The sequence below is a fragment of the Paenibacillus sp. BAC0078 genome, assembly GCF_054483875.1.
The window spans coordinates 203,955-227,876 of the sequence record NZ_JBTLRW010000005.1 but is presented as its reverse complement, the minus strand read 5'-3'; the positions used below and the strand labels follow the sequence as shown (position 1 = coordinate 227,876).

The window sequence follows — 23,922 nt, the reverse complement described above, 5'->3', positions numbered from 1 at the left end:
TTTCCGCAAAAGATGCTGCATTCTTAAATAACTGAGCCCAAATCTTTACTTTGAGTGGAGGGAGCGTTCTTAATGGAACATCAACAGGCCAAGAGCTGCGGAGGCGTAGCCGAAGCTGACGAGAAGCTTATGAAGGTACAGTTGGCAATCACTCAGTTCAAAATGCTCAAGGGGGCGCTGATTCCAGTGCTCCACGAAATTCAGGATATCTACGGCTATCTGCCGGAGCATGTGCTCCAGATCGTGTCCACAGAGCTTAACTTGCCCATGAGTGAAATCTATGGTGTGGCTTCGTTTTATCATTTCTTTTCACTTACTCCTAAAGGGGAAAATGTGATCCATGTGTGCCTTGGGACAGCTTGCTATATCAAAGGCGCACAAGGTGTGCTTGACCGTCTGAGCACGGAGCTTAAAGTGCCTGTACAAGGAACTACAGAGGACAACAAATTCACGCTTGAAGCGACCCGCTGCCTTGGAGCCTGCGGCCTTGCGCCTGTCATGACCATTGGCGAGAAGGTGCATGGACGGCTGGTTCCGAATAGCATTCCGAAAATTCTGAAGGAATACAAATGATGATCTTGCGCTAGAGGCGCATTTGATACGGGAGGTATGGGCATGAAGCTTGTAACGGATCTTGATGCAATCAAAACGCTCGCGCAGGGTCGTCTCGATAACCGGAAAATCACGGGAGAATCCGCTGATTCCATCAAGTTCAGATCCGTAATGGTGTGTGGGGGGACGGGATGCACATCTTCGGATTCCAATAAAATCATCGCTGAATTGAACAAGGAAATAGTAAATCACGGCATTCAGGAACAGGTGGAGGTCGTGCGTACAGGCTGCTTCGGCCTATGCGAGCTTGGTCCAGTTGTTATCGTATACCCGGAAGGGATTTTTTACAGCCGCGTAGAGGTTAAGGATATTCCGAAGCTGGTTGAAGAGCATCTGCTGCAAGGAAAACCGTATGAGAAGAAAATTTACGAGAAGACCAAGCAGGACGGCGAAATCCTCAACTTTGAAGAAACCGAATTCTACAAAAAACAAGTGCGGATCGCCCTGCACAACTGCGGTGTCATTGACCCGGAAAATATTGATGAGTATATCGGCAGTAGCGGATATAAAGCGCTGGACCAAGTGCTGAAGACCATGAGCCGCCAAGAGGTAATTGATACGATTAAGCAGTCCGGTCTCCGGGGGCGCGGCGGCGGCGGCTTCAACACGGGGCTGAAGTGGGAATTCGCCGCGAAGCAGGATAAGGAGCAGAAGTATGTCATTTGCAATGCGGACGAAGGCGACCCGGGGGCATTTATGGACCGCTCGATCCTCGAAGGCAATCCGCACTCTGTGATTGAAGCTATGGTTATTGCCGGTTATGCCATTGGTTCGAACCAAGGTTTTATCTATGTCCGTGCAGAATATCCCATCGCTGTTGAGCGTTTTATGAAAGCGCTTGACCAAGCCCGTGAGTATGGGCTGCTCGGTGATAATATCCTTGGAACCGGCTTTGCCTTCAACATTGATGTGCGGCTGGGCGCTGGAGCTTTTGTCTGCGGTGAAGAAACGGCTTTGATTCACTCGATTGAGGGCCACCGGGGGATGCCGACGCCCAAGCCGCCTTTTCCGGCTGTTCAAGGTCTGTGGGGGCAGCCGACAATCATCAACAATGTTGAAACACTGGCTAATATTGCCCAAATTATTCTGCGCGGCGCACAATGGTATGCAAGCATCGGCACCGAGAAGTCTAAAGGCACTAAAGTATTTGCCCTGGGCGGAAAGGTCGTGAACACCGGCCTGGTCGAAGTTCCTATGGGCATAACCTTGCGCGAAGTTATTTTTGAAATTGGCGGCGGGATTCCTGGCGGCAAAAAATTCAAGGCTGTCCAGACCGGCGGTCCATCCGGCGGCTGTCTGACGGAAGAGCATTTGGACTGCACCATTGATTTTGATACACTGACCAGTCTGGGCTCGATGATGGGCTCCGGCGGCATGATCATCATGGACGAAGATACCTGTATGGTTGACGTTGCAAGGTTCTACCTGGATTTCACACGCGATGAGTCCTGCGGTAAATGTACGCCCTGCCGCATAGGGACGAAACGTCTGCTTGAATTGCTCGATAAGATCACAGGAGGTAAAGGCAGTATCGAGGATCTGGAGAAGCTTGAGGACCTCTCGCTCCAGATCAAGAATGCATCCCTGTGTGCGTTAGGCCAGACTGCTCCCAATCCGGTATTGTCTACGATTAAATATTTTCGTGAAGAGTACATGGCCCATATTGCCGACAACAAATGTCCGGCTGGCGTCTGCAAATCCCTGATTTCTTATCAAATTGATCCTGAGCTATGCCGGGGCTGCAGCCTCTGTGCGAAAAAATGCCCTAGTGATGCGATCTCCGGCGAAATGAAAGAACCGTTTGTCATCGACACGGCGGCCTGCATCAAGTGTGGTGTCTGCTTCGATGTATGCAAGTTCAAAGCCGTAGCGATAGTCTGACGAGGAGAGTGATCAAGTGGATACCATTAAAATAATGATTGACGGCATCGAGGCGGAAGTCGCCAAAGGGACAACGGTTCTCGAAGCAGCCCGTGCTCAGGGCATTCATATCCCGACCCTGTGTTATTTGAAAGGGATCAACCATTCTTCAAGCTGCCGGGTGTGCGTGGTTGAAGTCGGCCCAAGGCTTATTGCTTCCTGTACGCTGATCGCGGAGGAGGGCATGAACATCCGGACGAACACCAAGAAGGTCCGGGATGCCCGAAAAACCTCCGTAGAGCTGCTTTTGTCCGATCATAACCAGGAATGTCTCAGCTGCTCCCGCAGCGGGGGCTGTGAGCTGCAAACCGTCTCCAGTGATCTCAATATCCGCAAGGTGAGTTACACCGGTGAAAAATCGAGCCAGGAGAAGGACTATACTTCCCCATCCATTGTTCGTGACGCGTCCAAATGTATCCTTTGCGGGCGTTGTGTCGGGGCTTGCGGTACTGTGCAGACTGTGGGGGCGATCAGCTTCGCTAGGCGCGGCTTTGATACGGTGATCTCGACCGCGTTCGGCCGCTCACTTGCGGATTCAACCTGTGTTAACTGCGGCCAGTGCATTATGGCTTGTCCCGTAGGCGCCCTTAGTGAGCATGAGAGCATCAATGAGGTGTGGAATGATCTCGCAGATCCAGGCAAATATGTGGTGGTCCAGACAGCGCCTGCTGTACGTGTTGCCCTTGGAGAAGAATTCGGGATGCCCGTGGGCACCCGCGTGACCGGCAAAATGGTTGCAGCCCTGCGAAAGCTTGGCTTCGATAAAGTATTTGACACGAACTTTGGTGCGGACCTGACGATTATGGAAGAAGGCACGGAGCTGATCTCCCGTCTCACCAGCGGACAGTACCTGCCGCTTATGACGTCCTGCTGTCCAGGCTGGGTTAAATTTATGGAGCATAATTTCCCGGATATGCTGGGTAATCTGTCTACCTGCAAATCACCGCATGAAATGGAAGGTGCAATGGTTAAGTCCTTTTTCGCCAAGAAAGTGGGGCTTGATCCGCAGAATATTGTCGTCGTCTCGATCATGCCTTGTACCGCCAAGAAGTTCGAGGGTGAGCGGGAAGAGCTGTCACATGAAGGGCTGCAGGATGTCGACCGGGTACTGACGACCCGCGAGCTTGCGGCGATGATCAAAGAAGCGGGAATCGACTTTGCTAACCTGAAGGATGAAGCGTTCGATAATCCGATTGGCGAAGGCTCTGGTGCGGGCGTTATTTTTGGTGCAACCGGCGGTGTTGCAGAAGCTGCGCTGCGTACCGTGTTCGAATTCACCTCAGGCAAGGAGCTGGAGACTATCGAATACACTGCTGTCCGGGGAATGGACGGAATCAAGGAAAATGTTATTGAGCTGCCGGGCGGCCAGAAGATTCGTACCGCTGTTGTTCATGGTCTAGGCAATACGCGCAAGCTGATGGAAGCGATGGAACGCGGCGAGAAAAGCTATGATTTCATAGAAGTAATGGCCTGCCCCGGCGGCTGTATTACAGGTGGCGGCCAGCCGATCGTGGATGCGGGAACCTCCGAGCGGATTGATATTAAAGCTGAACGGGCAAAAGCCATTTACACGGAGGATGAGGCTCAGACGGTCCGTAAATCACATCACAATCCTTATATAAAAGCTCTTTATGAAGAGTTCCTGGGTGCGCCTAACAGTCACCTTGCACATGAATTGCTGCACACGCATTATGTGACGCGTTCCAGGTTTTAAACCTATGCTTCCGTAGCACAAAACTTTGAGGAGGCTGACGAAGTTGCGGAAAGATTGGGAACCCGCTGATTTTATCAATGACGAGGAGATTCTGCTCAGTCTGGAAGAAGCCAAGGTGAAGGCAGGCGACGAGACCTATGTCCAGTCCATTTTAGAAAAAGCAAGAGAGTGCAAGGGACTTACCCACCGGGAGGCAGCCGTGCTGCTTGAGGTTACAGATACAGAGGTCCTTGATAGCATTAACCGCTCAGCGAAGGTCATTAAAGAGAAAATTTACGGCAACCGTATTGTATTATTCGCTCCATTATATATAAGCAACTACTGCGTCAATAATTGCGAATACTGTGGATACAAGCACAGCAACAAGGATTTTCAGCGGCGGAAGCTAAGTATGGATGAATTAGCGGATGAAGTCTGCGTACTGCAGGAATTAGGCCACAAACGGCTTGTCGTTGAAGCAGGAGAAGACCCATCGGCCTGTGACATTGACTATGTGGTCGAGTCGATCAAGACGATTTATTCCGTGAAGGTCGATAACGGCAGCATCCGCCGTGTGAATATTAACATTGCAGCTACCACAATTGAGGATTACACGAAGCTTAGGGACGCGGAGATAGGAACCTATATTTTATTTCAGGAGACGTATCACAGACCCACCTATGCTGCTCTGCATCACGAGGGACCCAAGAGAGATTACGACTGGCATACCACGGCCATGGACCGCGCTCAAATGGGCGGGATTGATGATGTGGGCATTGGCGTTCTCTATGGCCTGTATGACTACAAGTACGATACAGTCGCTATGCTGATGCATGCGGAGCACCTGGAGGAGAGGTTCGGTGTCGGCCCACACACTGTATCTGTTCCCAGGCTGCGTGAGGCGGCGGGTGTGAATTTGGAAACCTATCCGCATTTGGTCAAGGATGAGGATTTCAAGAAGCTTGTTGCCGTTCTGCGCTTGGCTGTTCCCTATGCCGGGATGATTCTTTCCACCCGTGAAGAGCCGTCATTCCGTGACGAGGTGATCAAGCTGGGAATTTCCCAGGTGAGTGCGGGCTCCAGTACGGGAGTCGGCGGCTACATGGAGACCAAGCAGGGAACCGCAGGCGAGCCAAAAGAGAAGCCGCAATTCGAAGTAAGCGATCATCGTTCGCCGGAGGAGATTATCCGCGGACTATGCCGGGATGGATACGTTCCCAGCTATTGTACCGCTTGCTACCGGGAAGGACGTACAGGCGACCGCTTTATGAGACTTGCCAAGTCCGGGCAGATTCATAATGTGTGCCAGCCGAACTCTCTTTTAACGTTTAAGGAGTACTTGCTTGATTATGCAGACGAGGAGACCCGTATCTTAGGGGAAGAGATCATCCGCAAGGGACTTGATGATATTCCGAAGGAAGCCGCGAGAAAAGTAACGATTAACCGCCTCCGGCGCATCGAAAACGGCGAACGGGATTTACGTTTCTAAAATCGTATCTTAAGGAGAGAAACGTTATGCAATTTACACCACAATCCAACAAAATGCATATCGCTGTGTTTGGCAGAAGGAATGCCGGGAAATCCAGTCTGATTAACGCGCTCACAGCGAAAAAGACCTTGCTGGTCAGCGATGAGCCGGGAACGACAACCGAACCGGTCTTTCAATATTTGGAGGTCAAAAATATCGGAACCGCCATTATCGTAGATACGGCCGGAATTGATGATCCGGACCTCTTCCGGGTGCAAAAGACGAGAGAGGTTATGGATTTAACCGATCTTGGGATGATGATTTTCTCCGATGAGCCAGGCGACTACAAGCTGGAAAAGGAATGGGTCCGCGAGCTGGCTAACCGGAATATTCCTGTCATCGGGGTCATTTCCAAAACTGACGATCATTATGTAGATATTGACTCTCTGAAGACAGAACTGAACATCCCCTTCGTGAAGCTCAGCGTCAAGCGGAACTCCAACCTAGGAAGTCTGCGCCACGCCATGAGCGCCTATGCTCCTGCCGAGTTTGAACGCAACAGCATTGTAGGGGATTTGGTCAACCCTGGGGATCTGGTGGTCATGGTAATGCCTGAAATGATCCCTGCCCCTAAATACCGGCTGGTTGCCTCGCAACAGCAAATTCTCCGCGATCTGCTGGATCATCACGCTATGGCGGTGTCTGTCACAGAAGAAGAACTGCCGGAGCTGCTCTTGCGCCTGAATAAAATGCCTAATCTTGTGATTACAGATTCACAGGTATTCGACAAAGTGAACGAGATTATTCCGGCGAGTGTGCCCTTAACCACCTTTGCGATTCTGATGGCGCGCTTTAAGGGGGATTTGGAAACCTTTGTAGCCGGTGCCGGGATGATTTCCACCCTGAAGCCCGGAGACAAGGTCCTTCTGTCAGAGGCCTGTATCCATCATCCGCATAACGGAGAGATCGACCGGCTGCTGGTCAAGGCTAAGCTGCAGGAAATGGCTGGCGGCGTTCTGGATATCACGACAAGTGTGGGGCCCGATTTCCCTGAGGACATCTCCGGGTATAAGCTGATCGTTCACTGTGGAGGCTGTATCTTTAATCGCAAGCAGCTGATGATGCGGCTGCAGAGCTCGGGAGTGCAGGGCGTGCCGATTACCAACTATGGCATCGCTTTTGCTTATTTCCACGGGATTCTGCCGCGTGTGCTGGAAGTTCTGCAGGTGAGGGCCTAAGCGTTATAAGGAGGACTTGAAAATTCAAAAAAAGGGTAGAAGTACGGAGGGGAAGTTTGGAACTGGAGGAGCGGTAGCGTCCGCCTTTATGTTTGGATTTCTACCGCGGCCAGCGGGCTAAAATCAGGAAATCCAAACATAACAGCGGCCGGAAGTCCAAACATTCCCCGCAGTACGACCAAAACCCTTAACATCGTAAAAGGACGGCTATCCGATGGATGAATCGCGGAAATCTCCCCGTATTGAACGGGATGCTTTGGGCGAAAAGGAGATACCAGCGGCTGCTTATTATGGTATTCATACGGCGCGGGCGATGGACAATTTTCCTGTAAGCGGCAGAACGGTTAACCCTCATTTGCTCCATAGCATGATAACAGTGAAGAAAGCAGCAGCGCTGGCTCATTTGAAGCTGAATACCTATCCGGCGGCCATTGCCCGGGCGATTGTGCAGGCCTGTGATGAGCTTCTGGCAGGTGCCTTTAAAGAGCAATTTACGGTAGATGCGCTACAGGGCGGCGCCGGGACATCAACAAACATGAATGTGAATGAAGTTATCGCGAGCCGTGCGAGTGAGGTTTTGGGTGGAGAACGCGGGGACTATTCACGGGTACATCCTCTGGATCACGTCAACTGCTGCCAATCCACCAATGATGTCTATCCAACGGCACTAAGAATCGCTGCTATCGGTCTGGTGCGGCTGCTAAGTCAGGCATTTGCTTCCTTGCAGGAAGCGCTGCAGGAAAAAGAACATGCCTTCGCAGACGTGCTCAAGCTGGGCCGTACGGAGCTTATGGATGCTTTGCCGATGATGGCAGGGCAAGGCTTCGGAGCCTACGCCAAAGCGATCGCCCGGGACCGGTGGCGGCTGTACAAAGTAGAGGAACGGCTTAGAGAAATCAACATTGGGGGTACAGCGATTGGAACAGGACTCAATGCCCCGGTAAAATATACGTTTTACATCACCGATATTTTGCAGGATTTGACCGGCTATGGTCTGGCGCGGAGCGAGTATCCGATGGACCTCACGCAGAATATGGATGTTTTCGCTGAAGTGTCCGGGCTGCTCAAGGCTGCTTCCATTAATCTTTTGAAAATATCGGGGGATCTGCGGCTTCTGGCAAGCGGTCCAGCCGGAGGCTTGGGGGAGCTTGAATTGCCGGCTGTGCAGGCAGGCTCCTCGATTATGCCGGGCAAAGTAAATCCGGTCATGGCGGAGATGGCAGGGCTTGTAGCTATGCGTGTCATAGCGAATGATACTGCCGTAACAATGGCGGCTGCGGGCGGGGAGCTAGAGCTTAATGCGTTTATGCCGCTGATCGCTGATGCGCTCCTGGAATCCTTGGAGATTATGGCGAATGCCGTCCGGCTGTTCGAAGAGCGCTGTGTCCGTGGCATCCGTATTAATGAGGAACGCTGTCATGAACGGGTGGTGCATTCCTCCGCTCTGGCCGCCGCACTAATAAGCCACATCGGTTACGAGAAAAGTGCTGAGGTAGCCAAGCAAGCAGGGCAAGAAGGCAAATCTGTGCGGCAGGTGCTGATGGAGGCCCGGCTTCTCCCGGAGGCTGAGATTAACCAAATTCTGAATCCCTATCAAGTGACCAAACCGGGTGTGCCCGGAAAATAATTGAAGTCTCACATTAACCGGTCAAGGGAAGGAGAGAGCCGCATGAATATGAATGATACCCCCCGCTCCAGCCGCTTGCACATCGCCATATTCGGCAGGAGCAATGCCGGGAAATCAAGCCTGATCAACGCGATAACAAAACAGGATGCCGCAGTCGTGTCATCGGTTAAAGGGACGACAACAGATCCCGTGTATAAGGCTATGGAGCTGCTTCCGCTCGGGCCGGTTGTATTTATTGATACTGCCGGCTTGGATGAGGCAGGGGAGCTGGGTGAGCTGCGGAAACAGAAGACGTTTGAGGTTCTTAACAAGTCTGACATGGCCCTGATCGTTGTTGATGCCGCCTGCGGCGTAGTCTCATTTGACCGGCAAATTGCTGAGACCGTCCGAAGCAAGGGCATCCCGGCTATTGTTGTTTTAAATAAAATAGATTTGTTAGGTGACGAGAAATCATCCCATGCTGAAGACCTTGCAGCTCTTGTTAACAAGACTGAGCAGGAACTGGGCTGTAAGGTGATCCCTGTATCTGCAGTGGAGCGGCAGGGGATTAGCGGCCTCATGAAGGCGCTGATTGCTGCTGTGCCGGATCAAGATGATAAATTCCGTATTATAGGGGATCTAGTATCTCCGGGTGATGTAGTAGTACTGGTGGTGCCGATTGACAAAGCAGCGCCCAAAGGCAGGCTGATTCTTCCGCAGCAGCAGACGATCCGCGACCTGCTGGAGAGCGACGCCATTGCGGTGGTTACCAAGGAATTCGAGTTGAAGGAAACCTTGGAGAGCCTTGGCAAGAAGCCGCGGCTTGTGGTTACGGATTCGCAGGTATTCCTGAAGGTTGCAGGAGATACGCCAAAAGACATTCCACTCACCTCCTTCTCCATCCTGTTTGCCCGGCACAAAGGCAATCTTGAAGAGATGGTGAGAGGCGCGCGCGCGATTGACCGGCTGCAGGACGGTGACAGAGTGCTGATTGCCGAAGCATGCACACATCACCAGCAGCCAGATGATATCGGCAAGGTGAAAATTCCGCGCTGGATTCGCCAGGCCACGGGAAAACAGCTCCAGTTTGATTTTGCGAACGGAATGAAGTTTCCTGACAATGTGAAGGACTACTCGCTTATTGTTCATTGCGGCGGCTGCATGATGAACCGCAGACAGATGCTCTGGCGGGTGGAGCAAGCCCTTGAGGCTGGAGTCCCCATTGTCAATTATGGTGTGGCGATTGCCTACATCCAAGGCATTTTGGAGAGAGCGATTTCTCCGTTTCCGCTTGCCCGCATGGCCTGGGAGGAAAGCACGTTGCAGGAGTAAATTGAAAATTCTACAGTACGGCTAAGGTCCACGAGCAAGAAGAATACATGATCCCTGTCTCATAAACGGGGGGCGGGTATCCTTCTTGGATGGGCTTTTTCTTTTTGTACAGGGGCTCGGGAGGGAGTAAAAAAGAGGCCTATGCGGCCTCTCTTGAATAACAACGTGAAGTGGAAAAAGTAACACTAATTAGAGCGTTCCAGTTCCCGATTAGCCAATAGTGGGAAAAAGTAACACTAATTCGCTCGAGTCAGGCGATAAATCATGAATTAGTCCGAAATAGGTGGACAAATTCCCACTAAACCTTTATTTACCACGGATTTGAGCAGATTAGCGGGAGAAATTCCACTTCGCTCAAGAGCGGAGGGATTTCTGCTATCTGATTACGCTTCTTGACCGGCAGTATGCAGGATGAATTTATCAATGGCATATTTCACGCCGTCTTCGTTGTTGCTGAGGGTGACGAAGTCGGCGATTTCCTTCAGCGCCGGAATAGAGTTAGCCATAGCAACGCCAAGGCCGGCGGCTTCCAGCATTTCGTGGTCGTTCCAGGAGTCGCCGACAGCGATGGTTTCGGACATATCGCAGCCGAAATGCGCCGCAAGGAATTCGAGAGCGAGGCCTTTGGTGCCTTCACGGTGCATGATCTCCAGGAAATGCGGCTTGGATTTCGTAATATGCACGGAATCGCCCAGAAGCTCACGCAAAATTGGCGCCAGCTCATCCAGGAATGCGGGATCGTCGATGATCAGCATTTTTGGTGTTTTTTGCGGGACGAGCTTCTCCCAATCCGGCTCAATGTAGTAACGGGTTCCGTTGAGGGTGGAGTAGTCGATCAGCTTTTGGTTCTCTTCGCGCGCGTAGAGCTTGTCATCAATATAGGTTTGCAGGTGCAGATTATGCTCCACACAATAGTTGAACAGCTTGCGTACGGCGTCTTGCGGCACATAACGCTCGTACAGTACCTTTTCGTCCATCAGGTTCTTCACAAGTGCGCCCTGGTAGGTAATAATCGGCACATTCAATCCAGTCTGGCGGGCAATGGCCTGGGCCGAAGCATAAGCGCGTCCGGTGGCAAGTGTAACTACAACGCCTGCGGCCACAGCCTGCTCCAGTGCCGTTTGCGTCGCGGGGGTTACTTCCTTCTCATCATTAATTAGCGTGTCATCAATATCAATTGCAATCAATTTGTACATTTGGGTTCTCTCCTTTTTCTCTATAACAGCTTGGGGCGCCTGGCTTGATGCCAGGCTTAATTCTCTTGAGCTGCCGGGCAGGCTCGGGGCTCAGCTCGGCAATAAGCATCGCTGCAAGAATGCACAGACAGCCCAGCGCTGCGGTGATGCCGAGCGTTTCCCCGCCAAACATCAGCCCGGTCAGGGCGGCAAACACCGGCTCGGTGGCGTAAATAATCGCCACCCGGGCTGGTGTGGTGTATTTCTGGCAGGCGGTCTGAATCCAGAAGGCAAAAGCGCTCGTAGGGCCGATGGAGACCAGCAGCGCCCACAGCACATCCGGCTTCAGGATCAGCGCCCCGCTGTGCGCAAGCGGGGCGGGGCCGTCCACGAGCAGCGAGGCGGCTACGCTGAGCAGCCCGACAAAGGCAAGCTGCAGCGTGGCGAGCGGCAGCGCAGGATAACGTGGAGCATATACGCCGGTATATGCGACCTGCAGTGCAAAGACGACTGCGCAGAGCAGCACCAGCGCCAGGAAGGGGATAAGCACCACGGACAATCCGGTAATAAATCCGGTGTTGGAGGTGGTGGTATAGAGCAGTCCCATTGTCTGAAAGCCATAGCCCAGAAACAGAAAAAGACCCAGCAGCAGGGCGTGGATTACCATGCGCCAGCTCATCATCTTCCATTCCCGGCGGTAAAAAACGGTGGTGATCAGCGCCAGCAGCAAGGCGGCACCTGTGAAACGAATGCCGTTGAAGGCGAGCGGCGGCAGCACCTTGACCGCGCTTTGCACAATCAGAAACGTACAACCCCACATCATCGCCACCAGCAGCAGACTGAAATCGGCGATTCGGGAGCGGTTCACCAAGGTCATCCTTTCTTGAATCAGGCCAGAATACAGGCCAACTGAAGTTGTCAAAATTGTAACTTAAAACAGTGGAGAGGACAAGACGAAACTGCTCATCAGGCTTGCCGCCAAGGGCTTCGGCATTCGAAATACAGCCAATGGCTGGACAAAAAAGCCAGCTCTTGGTATACTTCGAGAACCGTACACCTGTTCTTATTTTTACACGGGATAGTCTCTACATCTTAGAAAGGAGCGGGTACACCATGATGGGCAAATCCCATTTAATCATCAGCACCGGGATAACCCTATCCGCCATGAGCCTGCTCGGCTATGACATTACGATTCCGGCGGTCGCCGTAGCGGGGCTTAGCGCCCTGCTGCCTGATATCGACGAGCCGAATTCGCTGCTGGTGCGCAAGGCCGTGCCGGAATTCCTGCTGCGGATACTGCAGGTAGCGCTCATTGGGACGGCTGTTTATCTTTATTTTGCCGGAGTCGCCGCGCCGCCCTGGAATATTGCGCTGGCGCTGCTGGTCGGCAGCGTGTCCTTCCTGCCGGGCCGCAGGCTGCGGCATCTGGTGATGCTGCTTCTGGCCCTGGCGCTGTTCGCGTTCGCAGATGCCTATGATCCCTGGAACTACATTGCCGCCTGTGTGCTGGTGGTCTCCTCGGTTGTGCCGCATCGCGGACTTACGCATACGCTGTACGGCGTGGCCGGCTGGAGCACCTTGCTATACTTCGCCTCGCTTGGTATGGATGACGGCGGCAGCCTGTGGATTGCCGGGGGCATGTCCTACGCGCTGCACCTGCTGGCCGATGCCCTGACCCAGCGCGGGATCACTCCGCTGCCTCCGCTCCCCTTCAAGCTGCGGCTGAAGCTGATGAGCACCGGAACTAAGAAGGGCAGCGCGGTGGAGAATGTCTGCATTGTGCTGACACTTGCACTTGTCGTGTATGTATTTGTGCTTACCGCTTGAGAAGGGCAAGGACCCGAATGCAACACCCGACACCGAAGGCTTTCCGCTGCTTAGTAGTGGGGAGCCTTTTGCTTTTTTTTCGCAGCCTGCCACTGCAGGATGTTATCAGGGTAATCGCTTACGAAATGAACTAAAAACAGGTGAAACAAGGAGAACCGTGAGTAGGTGCTTCGCCCGGAAATAACAGCAAAAATGCCGTTGTTGGAGCAAGAGTAGGTGCTTCGCCCGGAAATAACGGCAAAAATGCCGTTGTTGGGGCAAGATTGGGTGGTGCGCCCGGAAATAACGGCAAAAATGCCGTTGTTGGAACGTGGAGAGGTGAAGTCGGGAAATTCCACCTTCGTTACCTGGCAAATAGGGCTAACGCTTCCGAAGCCATTATTTCCTGAAACTTTGAGTACAGGGGTTCAAAAAAATCTGTAAGCGATTGTCCTGTAATGTTACTTAGTTCATAGACACCAACAATAGAGCTTGTTACTTTAAACATACCGACGGTCGGAATGGAGAATAATCAATGACAAAAAAGCAGTTGAAAGAGCATAGAGTAGAGTCTTTGCTCCTGGCAGCAGTAGAAGAATTTCTCGAAAAGGGCTACGATGGCGCATCTGTAGATGCAATTGCCAAGAGAGCCGGTGTCAGCAAGGGCGGCTTTTATCATCATTTTCCCAATAAGGAGGTGCTGTTGATGGAGGCGAATCAGAAGCTGTCGGAGCCGCTAATAGAAATGGCGGAAAAGGCGAGCATGAATAGCAGTGCTATGGACGGATTAAGACAATACATTAGCGATTATCTGAGCTTTTGGGCAAGCAGGCCAAGGGAGCTGAGCTTTCTTTTCTTATCCATGTCCAAAGCATTACAGGCTCCGGCCCTTATGGAGTACTACAAAGAATATGTAAAACAAAGTACAGCTTTCTTTGTGGGGATGTTCCAAAAAGCGGTCGAATCTGGCGAGGCTGAAATGAAGGACCCTGAAGCCTATGGGATATCCTTGATGGGAGCGCTGGATGGGGTTGTTTCTTACGCGATGATTCATCCCGAAGAAGAGATTGAGCTTCTGGCAGAACGTTTTGGGCAGGTCTGGCTGAAATGACCGAAAGGAGTAATCAATGAATGGAGCATGAGATTATTTTGTCTGTAGAAGGATTAAGTAAAAGCTATGGTGAACTGCGCGCGGTAGATGATGTAAGCTTTTCGGTGCGTAAGGGAGAGGTGTTCGGGCTGCTCGGGCCCAATGGCGCAGGTAAGACTACTACCATAAAAATGCTGTGCGGTCTTCTGAAAATAGATTCAGGCAAAATTACGGTCAATGGCATCTCCATGTCTTCGGGTTATGAGCGCATCAAAGGGATTATTGGGCTGTGTCCGCAGGATATTGTTATCTGGGAGCTGCTGACCTGTCTGGAGCAGTTGAAATTTGCCGGGATGTCCTATGGGCTGACCCCAAGAACGGCTGCTAATAAGGCGGAAAGCCTGCTGCAATCGCTTGGACTCTGGGATAAAAGAAACAGCCTTGCCAAAACGCTGTCAGGCGGCATGCAAAGGAGGCTCAACATCGCGCTGGCGCTTGTGCATGATCCGAAGCTGATTATTTTGGACGAACCGCAGGCAGGGCTTGACCCTCAGAGCAGGCTTCTTGTACGTGACTTCATCAGAGGGCTGGCCCAAGAAACAACGGTTATCCTTACCACCCATGACATGGATGAAGCCGATAGACTATCAGACAGGGTGGCAATTATTGACCACGGGAAGGTGCTTTTGGTAGACACGCCTGAGAAGCTCAAGGATCAATACGGGGCAGGAGATGTAGAGATTACGACGGTCAGAAAGCGGACGCTTGAGGATGTGTTTATTGCTCTGACGGGAAGGGGGCTGCGTGAATGAAGCTCGCTGCTTCTGTTACAAAGTCATTTAAGGAAAACCTAAGGGATTGGAAGGTTCTTGCGCTGGTGCTGCTGTTCTCCCCGTTCTTTTTATTCCTGATGAACCTGTTTTATGGAGGGGAGCCAACCACCTATAAATTGGGCGTTATCAATTATGATGCTGGCCGGGCATCCATCGAATTAATCCAAAATCTGGAGCATATGAAGGGGCAGGACAACGCCAATATTTTTGAGATAACCGATTTCAGCAGCCAGGATCAATTAGAGGCAAAGGTAAAAGAAAAGGCCATAGATCTAGGAATCATTATCCCAGAAGATTATTCGGACCGATTAGCCCGCAGATCTGCTGATAACAATGAGAACCCCGCTCTTGTAGACTTTTATGGCAGCATGGGAAATTTGAGATATCCGGTTGCGGCGGTGCTGGCGGCAGATGGTGTGAACCAGCAAGGCTTGGAGATAGCTCAAATAAAGCTGCCCACAAGGATAAACGAAACCTTTCTTGAGAAAAAACAGCCGCTCAATGAATTTGAAGGATATGTGCCGGGTTTGATTTCTTTGGCTGTGCTAATGATTCTTTTTACAGCAACTGCTTCAATTGTGAAGGAAAATGATAAAAAGACACTGATCCGCTTGAAGCTTAGCCGTCTTGGAGCGTTCAATTTCCTTGGCGGCATATGTATTACGCAAGCGATTGTAGCCGCAGCAGCAATTGTTCTTTCCTACTGGACGGCGCTTGGACTGGGCTACAGACCGGGGGGAGGTTTTGGCGCTGTGCTTGTCGTAGGGCTTCTATCCAGCTTCTCGATGGTTGCTATAAGCCTGGTGGTGGCGAGCTTCCTAAACACAGTGTTTGATGTGCTGACTGTTGGCTGTTTTCCATTCTTTATTCTAATGTTCTTCTCGGGCAGCATGTTTCCGCTTCCGAAGCTGAATCTGCTTACAATAAGCGGGCATTCCTTCGGGCTTGCAGATCTATTGCCGCTTACGCATACCGCAAATGCATTTAATAGCATCCTGAACTATGGGGCAGGCTTGGGCGATGTGTGGTTCGACGGCTTGATGATTGCTCTGCTCACAGTGATCTATTTTGTAACAGGCTTGCTGCTGTACCGGAAGCGTAAGCTGTCGAGAGCATAAGCGTATTCCCAAAGAAGAGGACAGTTTCCGGACAAAACGGAGCATCCCAAGACAGGAACGACTGCCCGATTTCCTGTACCTTGAAGGAGAAAGGAGATGAGAATATGGAGACGCTGGTATTGCTCCGCCAGGCTATCGACTATATAGAAGAGCGGCTGCAGATGAGGCTTGAAATTGAGGATATTGCCAAAGCTGCCTTGTCCTCGAAATACCATTTTCAGCGGATGTTTCATGCCTTGACCGGCTTTACTGTAACCGAATATATTCGCAACCGCCGGCTTACGCTCGCTGCCGAAGAATTGGCAAGTACGGACATTAAAGTCATTGATGTGGCGCTGAAGTATGGCTACGAGAATCCTGAGGCGTTCGCCAAAGCCTTTCAGCGGTTGCATGGCATGACACCGTCTGCTGCGAAGAAAAAGGATGTGAAGCTCAAGTCGTTTCCGCGAATCTCCTTTCAAATTCAGATTAAAGGGGTAACGGAAATGAATTATCGCATTGTGGAGGAAAGTGCTTCGGTAGTGGTGGGCAAGGACTTTATTATTCGAAAGGACGCTTCTGCAGAAATTCCTGAATTTGTAGAGACAATCTGGAAGGATGGCACGCATGATCGCATCAATGAAGCTGTAGGAAAGCCTCACGGCTCCCTTCTGTTCGGCTATCATTACGATTTCAGCGAAGATGGAACGAAACGGTATTTGATGGGCTTCGAGGTAAAGGAGGCAAATGAGATTCCGCAGGACTTAACCGTTCTTCATATTCCCGCTCAAACCTATGCTGTGTTCGACAGCAGGGAGCAAATTCCCGATGATGCTGAGCTTGGGCTAGAAATTATAAATGTATGGAGACGCATCTATGCGGAGTGGTTTCCTTCAGCGAACTTTGAGCAGGTTGAGGGTCCTTGTATTGAAAAATATTATTGGGCGGATGAGAGCCAAGCTGATTCTATCTGCGAAGTATGGATTCCCGTTCAGAGAAAACGTCTGTAACAGGTTAAAAGCATTAAGGCTCACCGCTGCGTGGTTGCAGCCGGTAAGCCTTTTGCTCCGGGTAACTTATGCCGAGGAGACGCTATTCCTCCAGGAAGATCAGACCGATGAAGTCCTCCGGCTCGATGCGGCCAAAATAATGCTTCAGATCAAGCCCGGACAGAGCCGCTCTGACCTCGGCTTCATCATAACGCTTGCCGCGCAGCGCGTTCTCTACATCCGCTACATCGCCGACGCCGAAGAAGTCGCCGTAGATTTTGATCTCCTGAATGAGAGAATCTTCAATGTCCATGCGGATATCGACAAGCCCTGCCGGGAATTTGCGGGTGTGCTTCACATTGCTTTTCGGCGACAGGCCATAGTTCCAATCCCAATTCCGGTAATGCTCCTCCGAGATTTCGTTGATCCGCGCCCAGTCTTCCTGGGTCAGCTTGTACTGTGGAACCTCCGAAGGCTCCATGCCAAAGATGGAACGCAGCAGCCCTTCGCGGAACTCTTCAATCGTCATTTCTGTACCAAGCAGTTCCTTGATATTTGCGACACGGCTGCGTACGGATTTGGTGCTCTTCGATTTGAATTTCTCCGGGTTCACGTTCAGCGAAGCCTGCACATCGTCCAGATTGAGGTTGAACATCAATGTACCGTGGCTGAACATGCGTCCGCGTGTGGAGAACTGGGCGTTGCCGGAGATTTTTTGCTCACCGACCTGCAGATCATTACGTCCGCTCAGCTCAGCATTCACACCCATAGCCTGCAAGTAGTCGATAACCGGCTGGGTGAATTTCAAAAAGTTATGAAAAGACTGTCCGTCGTCCTTGGTAATAAAGCTGAAGTTGAGATTGCCCAGATCGTGATAAACGGCCCCGCCGCCGGACAACCGCCGCACCACCTGAATGTTGTGGTCCTTCACATATTCCTGGTTGATTTCTTCAATGGTGTTCTGGTGTTTCCCGATGATAATGGACGGGCTGTTGATATAAAAAAGCAGATAGCTTTCGTCCATAGGCAGATTCTTCAGGGCAAATTCCTCAATCGCCAGATTGACCGATGCATCTGTGATTCCTGTGTTATCAATAAAAAGCATAGTGAATTCCTCCGCTTAGACATGATTGAATACGGGTTCTATTTTAAACCAAAAGCTGGGTTTGTACAAAAGAAACGATGGTTCCAGGCCAAAGCGCTGCCTGAAACGGGCAGAATGGCTTGGCTTGCCGGGGCCTTGAGGATTGACGTATTTCCGGCAATGAGTCAATAATGGGGTCAATGAGCCATATAAGACTATAGAGGAGAAAGACTAGAGGGAGTGTAGGCATGCTTGAAAAATACGGCCACGGCGGCGATTTGCTGACGGCGGCGGAATTGTACGGGGATGGCAGCGGCGGGGCTTTTCTTGATTTCAGCGCCAATATTAACCCGCTCGGCCCCCCGCCCGGCTTGCTGGAGCTGCTTCGGCATTCATTAACTGCCATAACGGCATATCCCGATCCCGGCCACCGCAGGTTAAAGTCTCTGCTGGCAGAGAGCCTGGGGATTCACGGGGACTGGATTACAGTGGGCAACGGGGCGGCGGAGTCCATGGCGCTGCTGCTGCTGGCTGCAGCGCCCCGCAGGGTGGGCGTTGTCGAGCCTTGCTTCTCCGAATACCGACAGCTCTCGGAGCAGTTCGGTGCTGAGGTGCTGTCCGTTCAGGGAACGCGGGAGCAGGAGTACCGGGCAAGCGTGGACAGCATCGCCGGGCTGCTGGAGCAGGTGGATCTGCTGTTCCTTGGACAGCCGAACAATCCGAACGGCGTCCAGTATGCGCTGGACGACCTGCGGCTGCTGGCGCAGAAGGCGGAGCGCTGCGGCACGGTTCTGGCGGTGGATGAAGCGTTCATCGACTTCATCCCCGAGGAGCGGCGGCAATCGCTGCTGCCAGAGCTTGGGGCGTACCGGCATACGGTGCTGATCCGCTCGATGACGAAGTTCTTTGCCATTCCGGGGCTGCGGCTGGGCTATACGATCGCAGCCCCGGAGCTTGCCGCGGCTATGACCGGCAAGCAGGTGTCCTGGAGCGTGAACGGCCTGGCTCTGCTGGCCGGGGAAGCTTGTCTGCGCAGCGGGCGCGAATATGAGGAGCGCACGCGCGGGCTGATTGCCGCAGAGCGCGAAGCGCTGCGGCAGGGTCTGCTGCGGCTCGGCTGCGAGGTGCCGCCGGGCGAAGCGAACTTCCTGCTGCTGGGCCTGCCCGCGCCGTGGAGCGCTGCGGCCCTGCAGGAGAAGCTGGGCCGCAGCGGCATCCTGGTGCGCAGCTGCGCCATGTATCCCGGCCTGGGGCCGGGGCACATCCGCGTTGCCGTCAAAGGCCGCGGGGACAACGCCCGCCTCCTCCGCCAGCTGGAGGAGACGCTGGCGGGCAGGAGTGTGAGAGGCTTGAAGGGGCTTGGAGCGGCAGAGTGAGCCGGAGCGCGGGGGAAGGTAACGGGTGGGGAAGTTTGGGGCTACCGCTCAACCGTTAAGTGGAATTAGTAAAACTAATTTGCTGGAATCTTTGCTGAAGCGGGCGCTAGTGGGAATTTCTCCAACTAATTCAGGCGAAATACCGTATATCGGCCGGTTAGGGCCGGATTAGGTTTACTTTTTCCAACTATTGCTTTCGGGAGAGAGGGCAGGCGCTGATTAGCAGGAGAAATTCCACTTATCATGGAGGGCGAGGAAGCTATTGTTAATAAATGCTGTGAGAGGAGTGTGATTAGTGTGAGTGAAGTACAACTTCCTTTTAGTTCTGGCGGCGGTATGGCTGCGTATCATTCCATCGTCTGGCCTGGACTTACGCTCGAATGGAAAAAGGAGCATCTGCTGCTGGAATTTCCGGCTGAAGCAGATGGGCTTTCGAGTGCGGTGTATGGCGGAGGGATGGTCCGGCTGAAGCGGGCGGTGAACCAGTTCGTCAGCCGTGATTATGAGTGCAGTAATCCGGTACGCGATATGGAGAATAAATTGCAGGAGTGGGGCTACCGGCTGGAGGGCTGCGCGGGCCTGATGACGGCTGTGCCGTTAGAGCATGCCGCCGTCGTGGAAGAGGATACCGGCTCGGCGGGGATTTTCTGCTGCGTGACCGCAGCTTCCGGCAATGCCGCGCGCGCCGGGGTAGAGCGCAGCGTGCTGGCGGCGTACCGCCCCGGCACGATCAACATCATGCTGGGCATTGACGGTCGCCTGACTCCGTCCGCGATGGTCAATGCCGTAATGACGGCAGCCGAAGCGAAGGCTGCCGCCCTGGCCGACCTCGGGGTCACCGATCCCGAGAATGGCCTGATTGCCACCGGCACAACGACCGATGCGGTCGTGCTGGCGGTAAGCGGAAGCCGCCGCTACGGGGCGGAGCATGTCTACGCCGGAACCGCCACCGACCTCGGCGGGGCCATTGGCCGGCTGGTGTACGCCGCTGTAACGGCCAGCCTCGCTTCAGTAAAGGCAGCCGGGCCGGTGAAGCCGCACAGTCCGGTCGCCGTGCCGGAGCCGGCGGGCTCCACGCTGGACCCGGCTCAGGCTGCATCAGCCCAGCCAGCGAAGCCGCACAGTCCGGTCTCCGCGCCAGAGCAGGCTCAGGCTGCGTCCTCGCAACCGGTAAGGAAGGGCAGCCAATGAGCGGTTTATGCTGCGAGCCGCTGCCGGGTGAAGCCCGGTGACAGTGGCTATTATACTGATTGCAGCCTATGTGCTGGACCGGATGATCGGCGATCCGCAGAGCCTGCCGCATCCAGTGGTACTCATGGGAAAGGCGATTTCTGCCACCCAGCGGTTGATCCGCCGCTTCTGTTCACAGCCGCTCGCTCTGAAGCGCGCGGGGGTGCTGCTCCCGCTGCTCGTAGCAGGCGGAGCCTGGGTGCTGACAGCAGCGCTGGTCTGGCTGCTGTCCCGGGTCTCGCCCTGGCTGGCCTGGGCGGCCGAGATCTGGCTGATCTCGACCACCATTGCCTCCAAGGGACTGGGGGATGCCGGGATGGCCGTGTACGCGGAGCTGCGCAAGGGAGATATCCCGGCAGCCCGCAGGGCGGTCGGCATGATCGTTGGCCGCGACACCACAAAGCTGGACAGCCCGGAAATTGTCCGCGGCACAGTGGAGACTGTAGCGGAGAATATCGTCGATGCGATTATATCTCCGTTGTTCTTTGCTCTGCTGGGCGGAGCGCCGCTGGCTATGGCTTACCGTGCGGTGAACACGCTTGATTCTATGGTCGGCTACAAAAACGACAAATACCGCGACCTCGGCTGGGCATCCGCCCGGCTCGATGATGTGGCAAATTACATACCGGCGCGGATTACAGCGCTGCTGTTAGTCTTCAGCGCCTGGCTGTTGCGGCTGGACTGGCGGAGCTGCTGGCGCATGGTGTGGCGCGATGCCCGCCTGCATCCCAGCCCGAACAGCGGCTATCCCGAATCGGCGGTCGCTGGAGCGCTCGGCATCCGCCTGGGCGGCGAAAATGTATACCACGGCGTGGCTTCGTTCCGTGCCTACATGGGTGATCCCCTGCGAACTATGGAGCCGGAGGATATCATCCTTGCTTCACGGCTGATGCTGCGCTCTTCTGCCATATTTGTCTGCCTGTGTGCAGCGGCAGCCTTGCTGTGGCACGGGATCGGAGGTTGAGCGGAGAAGATGGCCAATGACCGAGCCGCACCCGAATTTGGGCATGAACCGGACGCTGCGGTTGAATTGAAACCTGAGGATGAACTGTACATAGGGCATGAGCTATACCCAGGGCATGAACCGGAAATTGAACGCAAAGGTGAACTTGAGCTGGAACTGGTGCTTGTCCGCCACGGGTATACGCAGTGGAACAGGGAACGCCGCTATCTGGGCAGCATGGATCTGCCGCTGCTGCCGGAAGAGCGGGAGAAGCTGGCTGTACTAAGAGAACAGCCTGAGCTGACGGGAAGCTTCTGGCGTGTATACTGCAGCGATTTACGCAGATGCCGGGAAACTCTGGCCCTCATTGCCCCTTCACTGGAGCAAAGTGCCATCTATGATTCCCGCCTGCGTGAGACCGGCTTTGGCGAGTGGGAAGGCTGCACCTATGAGCAGTTGAAGGATAATCCCCACTACAGAAGCTGGATTGATGATCCGGCGGCGTATACACCGCCGGACGGGGAGTCTTGGGAGGCTTTTGCAGCCAGGCTGGAGCATTTCCTGGACGATTTGTACCGTGAGGCCGAAGCGGACGCAGCATCCCTCAAGAATTGTCCTAGGCAACGTGTGTTAGTTGTCACTCACGGGGGAGTGATCCGCCAGTTGACAGCCCGGTCCCAGGCTGGCGCCACCTTCCGTACGACAGCAGCTCCACCGCCGGGACAGGTGATGCCGATCATACTAAAGCGGCCAGCAGGCAGTTAGCCGCAGGCCGCTTTTCGCCGCTGGTGCTGGCTGACGCTTGACCTGATAACGCCGCTGGATGGCTAAACAGGAATGGCGGGCGGCTTGCCGCTCAGACAAGCTAACCTGCCAAAGAACCACCTCCGGAAGAAAATCCCGGGGCAGTGGTTCTTTTTTTACGGAGAAGACTGTGACATGATAGCTATGGGGGCGATTGAAGCATGTTCAAGGATTTCAAGCTGATTGCCGGTCGGCCGGTATATATTCAGGTCAAAGATTATATGAAGCAGTTGATCATCAAGGGCGCCCTCCAGGGGAATCAAAAGCTGCCGTCCACACGCGAGCTCAGCCTCCTGCTGAACGTAAGCCGCAATTCGATCATCTCCGCCTATGCGGGGCTTGAGGATGACGGTTTTGCCTATGCGATGCGGGGGCAGGGAAGTTATGTGTCACCCGCCGCCACCCAGATGGAGCCGGAAGCCTCCGGCTGGACTCTGGACTGGAAGGAACGGTTAAGCAGCACGGCGAAGCTGGCCGAGGAACTGGATATTATGAAGCGCGGGATTCGCGCGGAGAAGGGCACGATTTCTTTTACCAGCATTGCGCCCGATGAAAGTCTGTTCGATCTGGACAATGTGAAGCGGGCGTTTCTTACGCGCATGTCGGTGGAAGGCAATGTTCTGCTGAACTATGGCTATGCCAAAGGGTATAAGCCTTTAATAGACTATTTGCGGCAATATATGGAGCATAAGGGCGTGGACACGCGCGGCAAGGATTTTCTGATTACGAACGGGTTCACGGAAGCTTTTGATGTGGTGCTGTCTGCGCTTGGCCGCAAGGCCGGGGCGGTGCTCTGCGAGAATCCGACGCATCATACGGCAATTAAGAATATGAAGCTGCACGATTTTGAAATAACGGGTGTCGCGATGGAGCGGGATGGCATCCATTTGGGGGAGCTGAAGAAGGCGCTGGAGCAGCGTGAATATGATTGCGCGTATTTTGTTCCTTCCTACCACAACCCTACAGGTATCGTAATGTCCCCCGAGAAAAGACAGCGGCTGATGAAGCTGATGGCGGAGTACAAAGTACCGGTGATCGAGGACGGCTTCAATGAGGAGCTGCGGTATTCGGGTTCGCATGTAGCCCCTCTGATTGCAGCGGCGGGCGGCGGTAACAGCGTAATTTATCTGGGGAGCTTCTCCAAGGTGCTGTTCCCCGGGCTGCGGGTAGGCTGGGTGCTGGCGGATCAGGAGCTGATCTATTATCTGGAGAGCGTTAAGCGGGCGCGCTGCATTCACACCTCGACGCTGGATCAGTCCATTTTGTATCAATACCTGCTGGGCGGCAATCTGGAGAAATATCTGAAGCGGGCCAGAATGGAATATAAACGCAAATACGAGCTGACCCTGGCCTGCTGTAAGGAATATATTCCGTATGCCTCAATCACCGGGGATGGCGGACTGCATCTTTTTATAACGTTTGAGGAGGGCTTCAGCACGAGAGAGCTGCTGGCGGCGTGCCGGAAGCAGGGGGTTATTTTTACGGCGGGAGATATCTTTTATACGAATGGGCAAGGGCAGAATACACTGCGGCTAGGCTTTTCCAGGGTGGCTGATGAGAATATCCGCAAGGGCATTGAGATTATCGGCAGAACAGCACGGCAATTACTGGGATGAAGAGGGGTTT

Annotated in this window: 21 protein-coding genes; 17 read left to right on the top strand and 4 right to left on the bottom strand. The window is 53.4% G+C overall.

Annotated features, from left to right (window positions below; genetic code table 11):
* Positions 1-72: 72 nt before the first annotated feature.
* The 7 genes from nuoE to hydF (ACX1DY_RS12285) all read left to right on the top strand — a co-directional run bounded on the left by nuoE (position 73) and on the right by hydF (ACX1DY_RS12285) (position 9,869).
* Complete coding sequence (nuoE, locus tag ACX1DY_RS12315) at positions 73-573, top strand: NADH-quinone oxidoreductase subunit NuoE (protein ID WP_458964488.1); 501 nt, start codon at positions 73-75, stop codon at positions 571-573.
* A 42-nt stretch (positions 574-615) separates the two neighbouring features.
* Positions 616-2,493 carry an NADH-quinone oxidoreductase subunit NuoF gene (gene nuoF, locus ACX1DY_RS12310; RefSeq protein WP_458964487.1) on the top strand — a complete coding sequence of 626 codons (1,878 nt, stop codon included), beginning with the start codon at positions 616-618 and terminating at the stop codon, positions 2,491-2,493.
* Positions 2,494-2,509: 16 nt separating this feature from the next.
* The gene (locus ACX1DY_RS12305) at positions 2,510-4,246 is read left to right on the top strand and encodes an NADH-dependent [FeFe] hydrogenase, group A6 (RefSeq protein WP_458964486.1); all 1,737 of its coding nucleotides are present in this window, start codon (positions 2,510-2,512) and stop codon (positions 4,244-4,246) included.
* Positions 4,247-4,289: 43 nt separating this feature from the next.
* Positions 4,290-5,714 carry a [FeFe] hydrogenase H-cluster radical SAM maturase HydG gene (gene hydG / locus ACX1DY_RS12300; RefSeq protein WP_458964485.1) on the top strand — a complete coding sequence of 475 codons (1,425 nt, stop codon included), beginning with the start codon at positions 4,290-4,292 and terminating at the stop codon, positions 5,712-5,714.
* 26 nt (positions 5,715-5,740) lie between these two features.
* Complete coding sequence (hydF, locus tag ACX1DY_RS12295) at positions 5,741-6,931, top strand: [FeFe] hydrogenase H-cluster maturation GTPase HydF (protein WP_458964484.1); 1,191 nt, start codon at positions 5,741-5,743, stop codon at positions 6,929-6,931.
* A gap of 214 nt (positions 6,932-7,145) precedes the next feature.
* A complete protein-coding gene (locus tag ACX1DY_RS12290) occupies positions 7,146-8,558 on the top strand; it encodes an aspartate ammonia-lyase (protein WP_458964483.1) in 1,413 nt (470 codons plus the stop codon).
* A gap of 42 nt (positions 8,559-8,600) precedes the next feature.
* Entirely contained in the window at positions 8,601-9,869 is a 1,269-nt protein-coding gene (hydF, locus tag ACX1DY_RS12285; protein ID WP_458964482.1) for a [FeFe] hydrogenase H-cluster maturation GTPase HydF, read from the top strand.
* A 383-nt stretch (positions 9,870-10,252) separates the two neighbouring features.
* On the opposite strand, the gene ACX1DY_RS12280 is transcribed toward hydF (ACX1DY_RS12285), so the two are convergent.
* Positions 10,253-11,065, bottom strand: a complete 813-nt coding sequence (locus tag ACX1DY_RS12280) for a Cof-type HAD-IIB family hydrolase (RefSeq protein WP_458964481.1) — start codon at positions 11,063-11,065, stop codon at positions 10,253-10,255.
* Positions 11,043-11,912: a DMT family transporter gene (locus ACX1DY_RS12275; RefSeq protein WP_458964480.1), complete on the bottom strand. Its 870-nt coding sequence runs from the start codon at positions 11,910-11,912 to the stop codon at positions 11,043-11,045. Before ACX1DY_RS12275 ends, ACX1DY_RS12280 begins: the two co-directional genes overlap by 23 nt.
* 245 nt (positions 11,913-12,157) lie before the next feature.
* On the opposite strand from ACX1DY_RS12275, the gene ACX1DY_RS12270 reads away from it, so the two are divergent.
* The gene (locus ACX1DY_RS12270; RefSeq protein ID WP_458964479.1) at positions 12,158-12,871 is read left to right on the top strand and encodes a metal-dependent hydrolase; all 714 of its coding nucleotides are present in this window, start codon (positions 12,158-12,160) and stop codon (positions 12,869-12,871) included.
* A gap of 50 nt (positions 12,872-12,921) precedes the next feature.
* Here ACX1DY_RS12270 and ACX1DY_RS12265 read toward each other — a convergent pair whose 3' ends face one another.
* A complete protein-coding gene (locus ACX1DY_RS12265; RefSeq protein ID WP_458964478.1) occupies positions 12,922-13,209 on the bottom strand; it encodes a hypothetical protein in 288 nt (95 codons plus the stop codon).
* A gap of 176 nt (positions 13,210-13,385) precedes the next feature.
* On the opposite strand from ACX1DY_RS12265, the gene ACX1DY_RS12260 reads away from it, so the two are divergent.
* The 4 genes from ACX1DY_RS12260 to ACX1DY_RS12245 all read left to right on the top strand — a co-directional run bounded on the left by ACX1DY_RS12260 (position 13,386) and on the right by ACX1DY_RS12245 (position 16,880).
* Entirely contained in the window at positions 13,386-13,961 is a 576-nt protein-coding gene (locus tag ACX1DY_RS12260) for a TetR/AcrR family transcriptional regulator (RefSeq protein ID WP_458964477.1), read from the top strand.
* 20 nt (positions 13,962-13,981) lie between these two features.
* Positions 13,982-14,752, top strand: a complete 771-nt coding sequence (locus ACX1DY_RS12255) for an ABC transporter ATP-binding protein (protein ID WP_458964476.1) — start codon at positions 13,982-13,984, stop codon at positions 14,750-14,752.
* Complete coding sequence (locus tag ACX1DY_RS12250) at positions 14,749-15,891, top strand: ABC transporter permease (RefSeq protein WP_458964475.1); 1,143 nt, start codon at positions 14,749-14,751, stop codon at positions 15,889-15,891. Before ACX1DY_RS12255 ends, ACX1DY_RS12250 begins: the two co-directional genes overlap by 4 nt.
* A gap of 104 nt (positions 15,892-15,995) precedes the next feature.
* The gene (locus tag ACX1DY_RS12245; protein WP_458964474.1) at positions 15,996-16,880 is read left to right on the top strand and encodes an AraC family transcriptional regulator; all 885 of its coding nucleotides are present in this window, start codon (positions 15,996-15,998) and stop codon (positions 16,878-16,880) included.
* Between the two features lie 82 nt (positions 16,881-16,962).
* Here ACX1DY_RS12245 and ACX1DY_RS12240 read toward each other — a convergent pair whose 3' ends face one another.
* On the bottom strand, positions 16,963-17,964 hold the full coding sequence (locus tag ACX1DY_RS12240; protein WP_458964473.1) for a lipoate--protein ligase: 1,002 nt from the start codon (positions 17,962-17,964) through the stop codon (positions 16,963-16,965).
* A gap of 227 nt (positions 17,965-18,191) precedes the next feature.
* Between ACX1DY_RS12240 and cobD the strand changes: the two genes are divergently transcribed.
* The 5 genes from cobD (at position 18,192) to ACX1DY_RS12215 (ending at position 23,912) form a co-directional block, all read left to right on the top strand.
* Entirely contained in the window at positions 18,192-19,319 is a 1,128-nt protein-coding gene (gene cobD, locus ACX1DY_RS12235) for a threonine-phosphate decarboxylase CobD (RefSeq protein ID WP_458964472.1), read from the top strand.
* 297 nt (positions 19,320-19,616) lie between these two features.
* Complete coding sequence (locus ACX1DY_RS12230; protein ID WP_458964471.1) at positions 19,617-20,510, top strand: adenosylcobinamide amidohydrolase; 894 nt, start codon at positions 19,617-19,619, stop codon at positions 20,508-20,510.
* Positions 20,511-20,547: 37 nt separating this feature from the next.
* Positions 20,548-21,513, top strand: a complete 966-nt coding sequence (gene cbiB, locus ACX1DY_RS12225; protein ID WP_458964470.1) for an adenosylcobinamide-phosphate synthase CbiB — start codon at positions 20,548-20,550, stop codon at positions 21,511-21,513.
* A 9-nt stretch (positions 21,514-21,522) separates the two neighbouring features.
* On the top strand, positions 21,523-22,257 hold the full coding sequence (locus ACX1DY_RS12220; RefSeq protein WP_458964469.1) for a histidine phosphatase family protein: 735 nt from the start codon (positions 21,523-21,525) through the stop codon (positions 22,255-22,257).
* A 200-nt stretch (positions 22,258-22,457) separates the two neighbouring features.
* Positions 22,458-23,912, top strand: a complete 1,455-nt coding sequence (locus ACX1DY_RS12215) for an aminotransferase-like domain-containing protein (protein ID WP_458964468.1) — start codon at positions 22,458-22,460, stop codon at positions 23,910-23,912.
* Positions 23,913-23,922 lie beyond the last annotated feature (10 nt).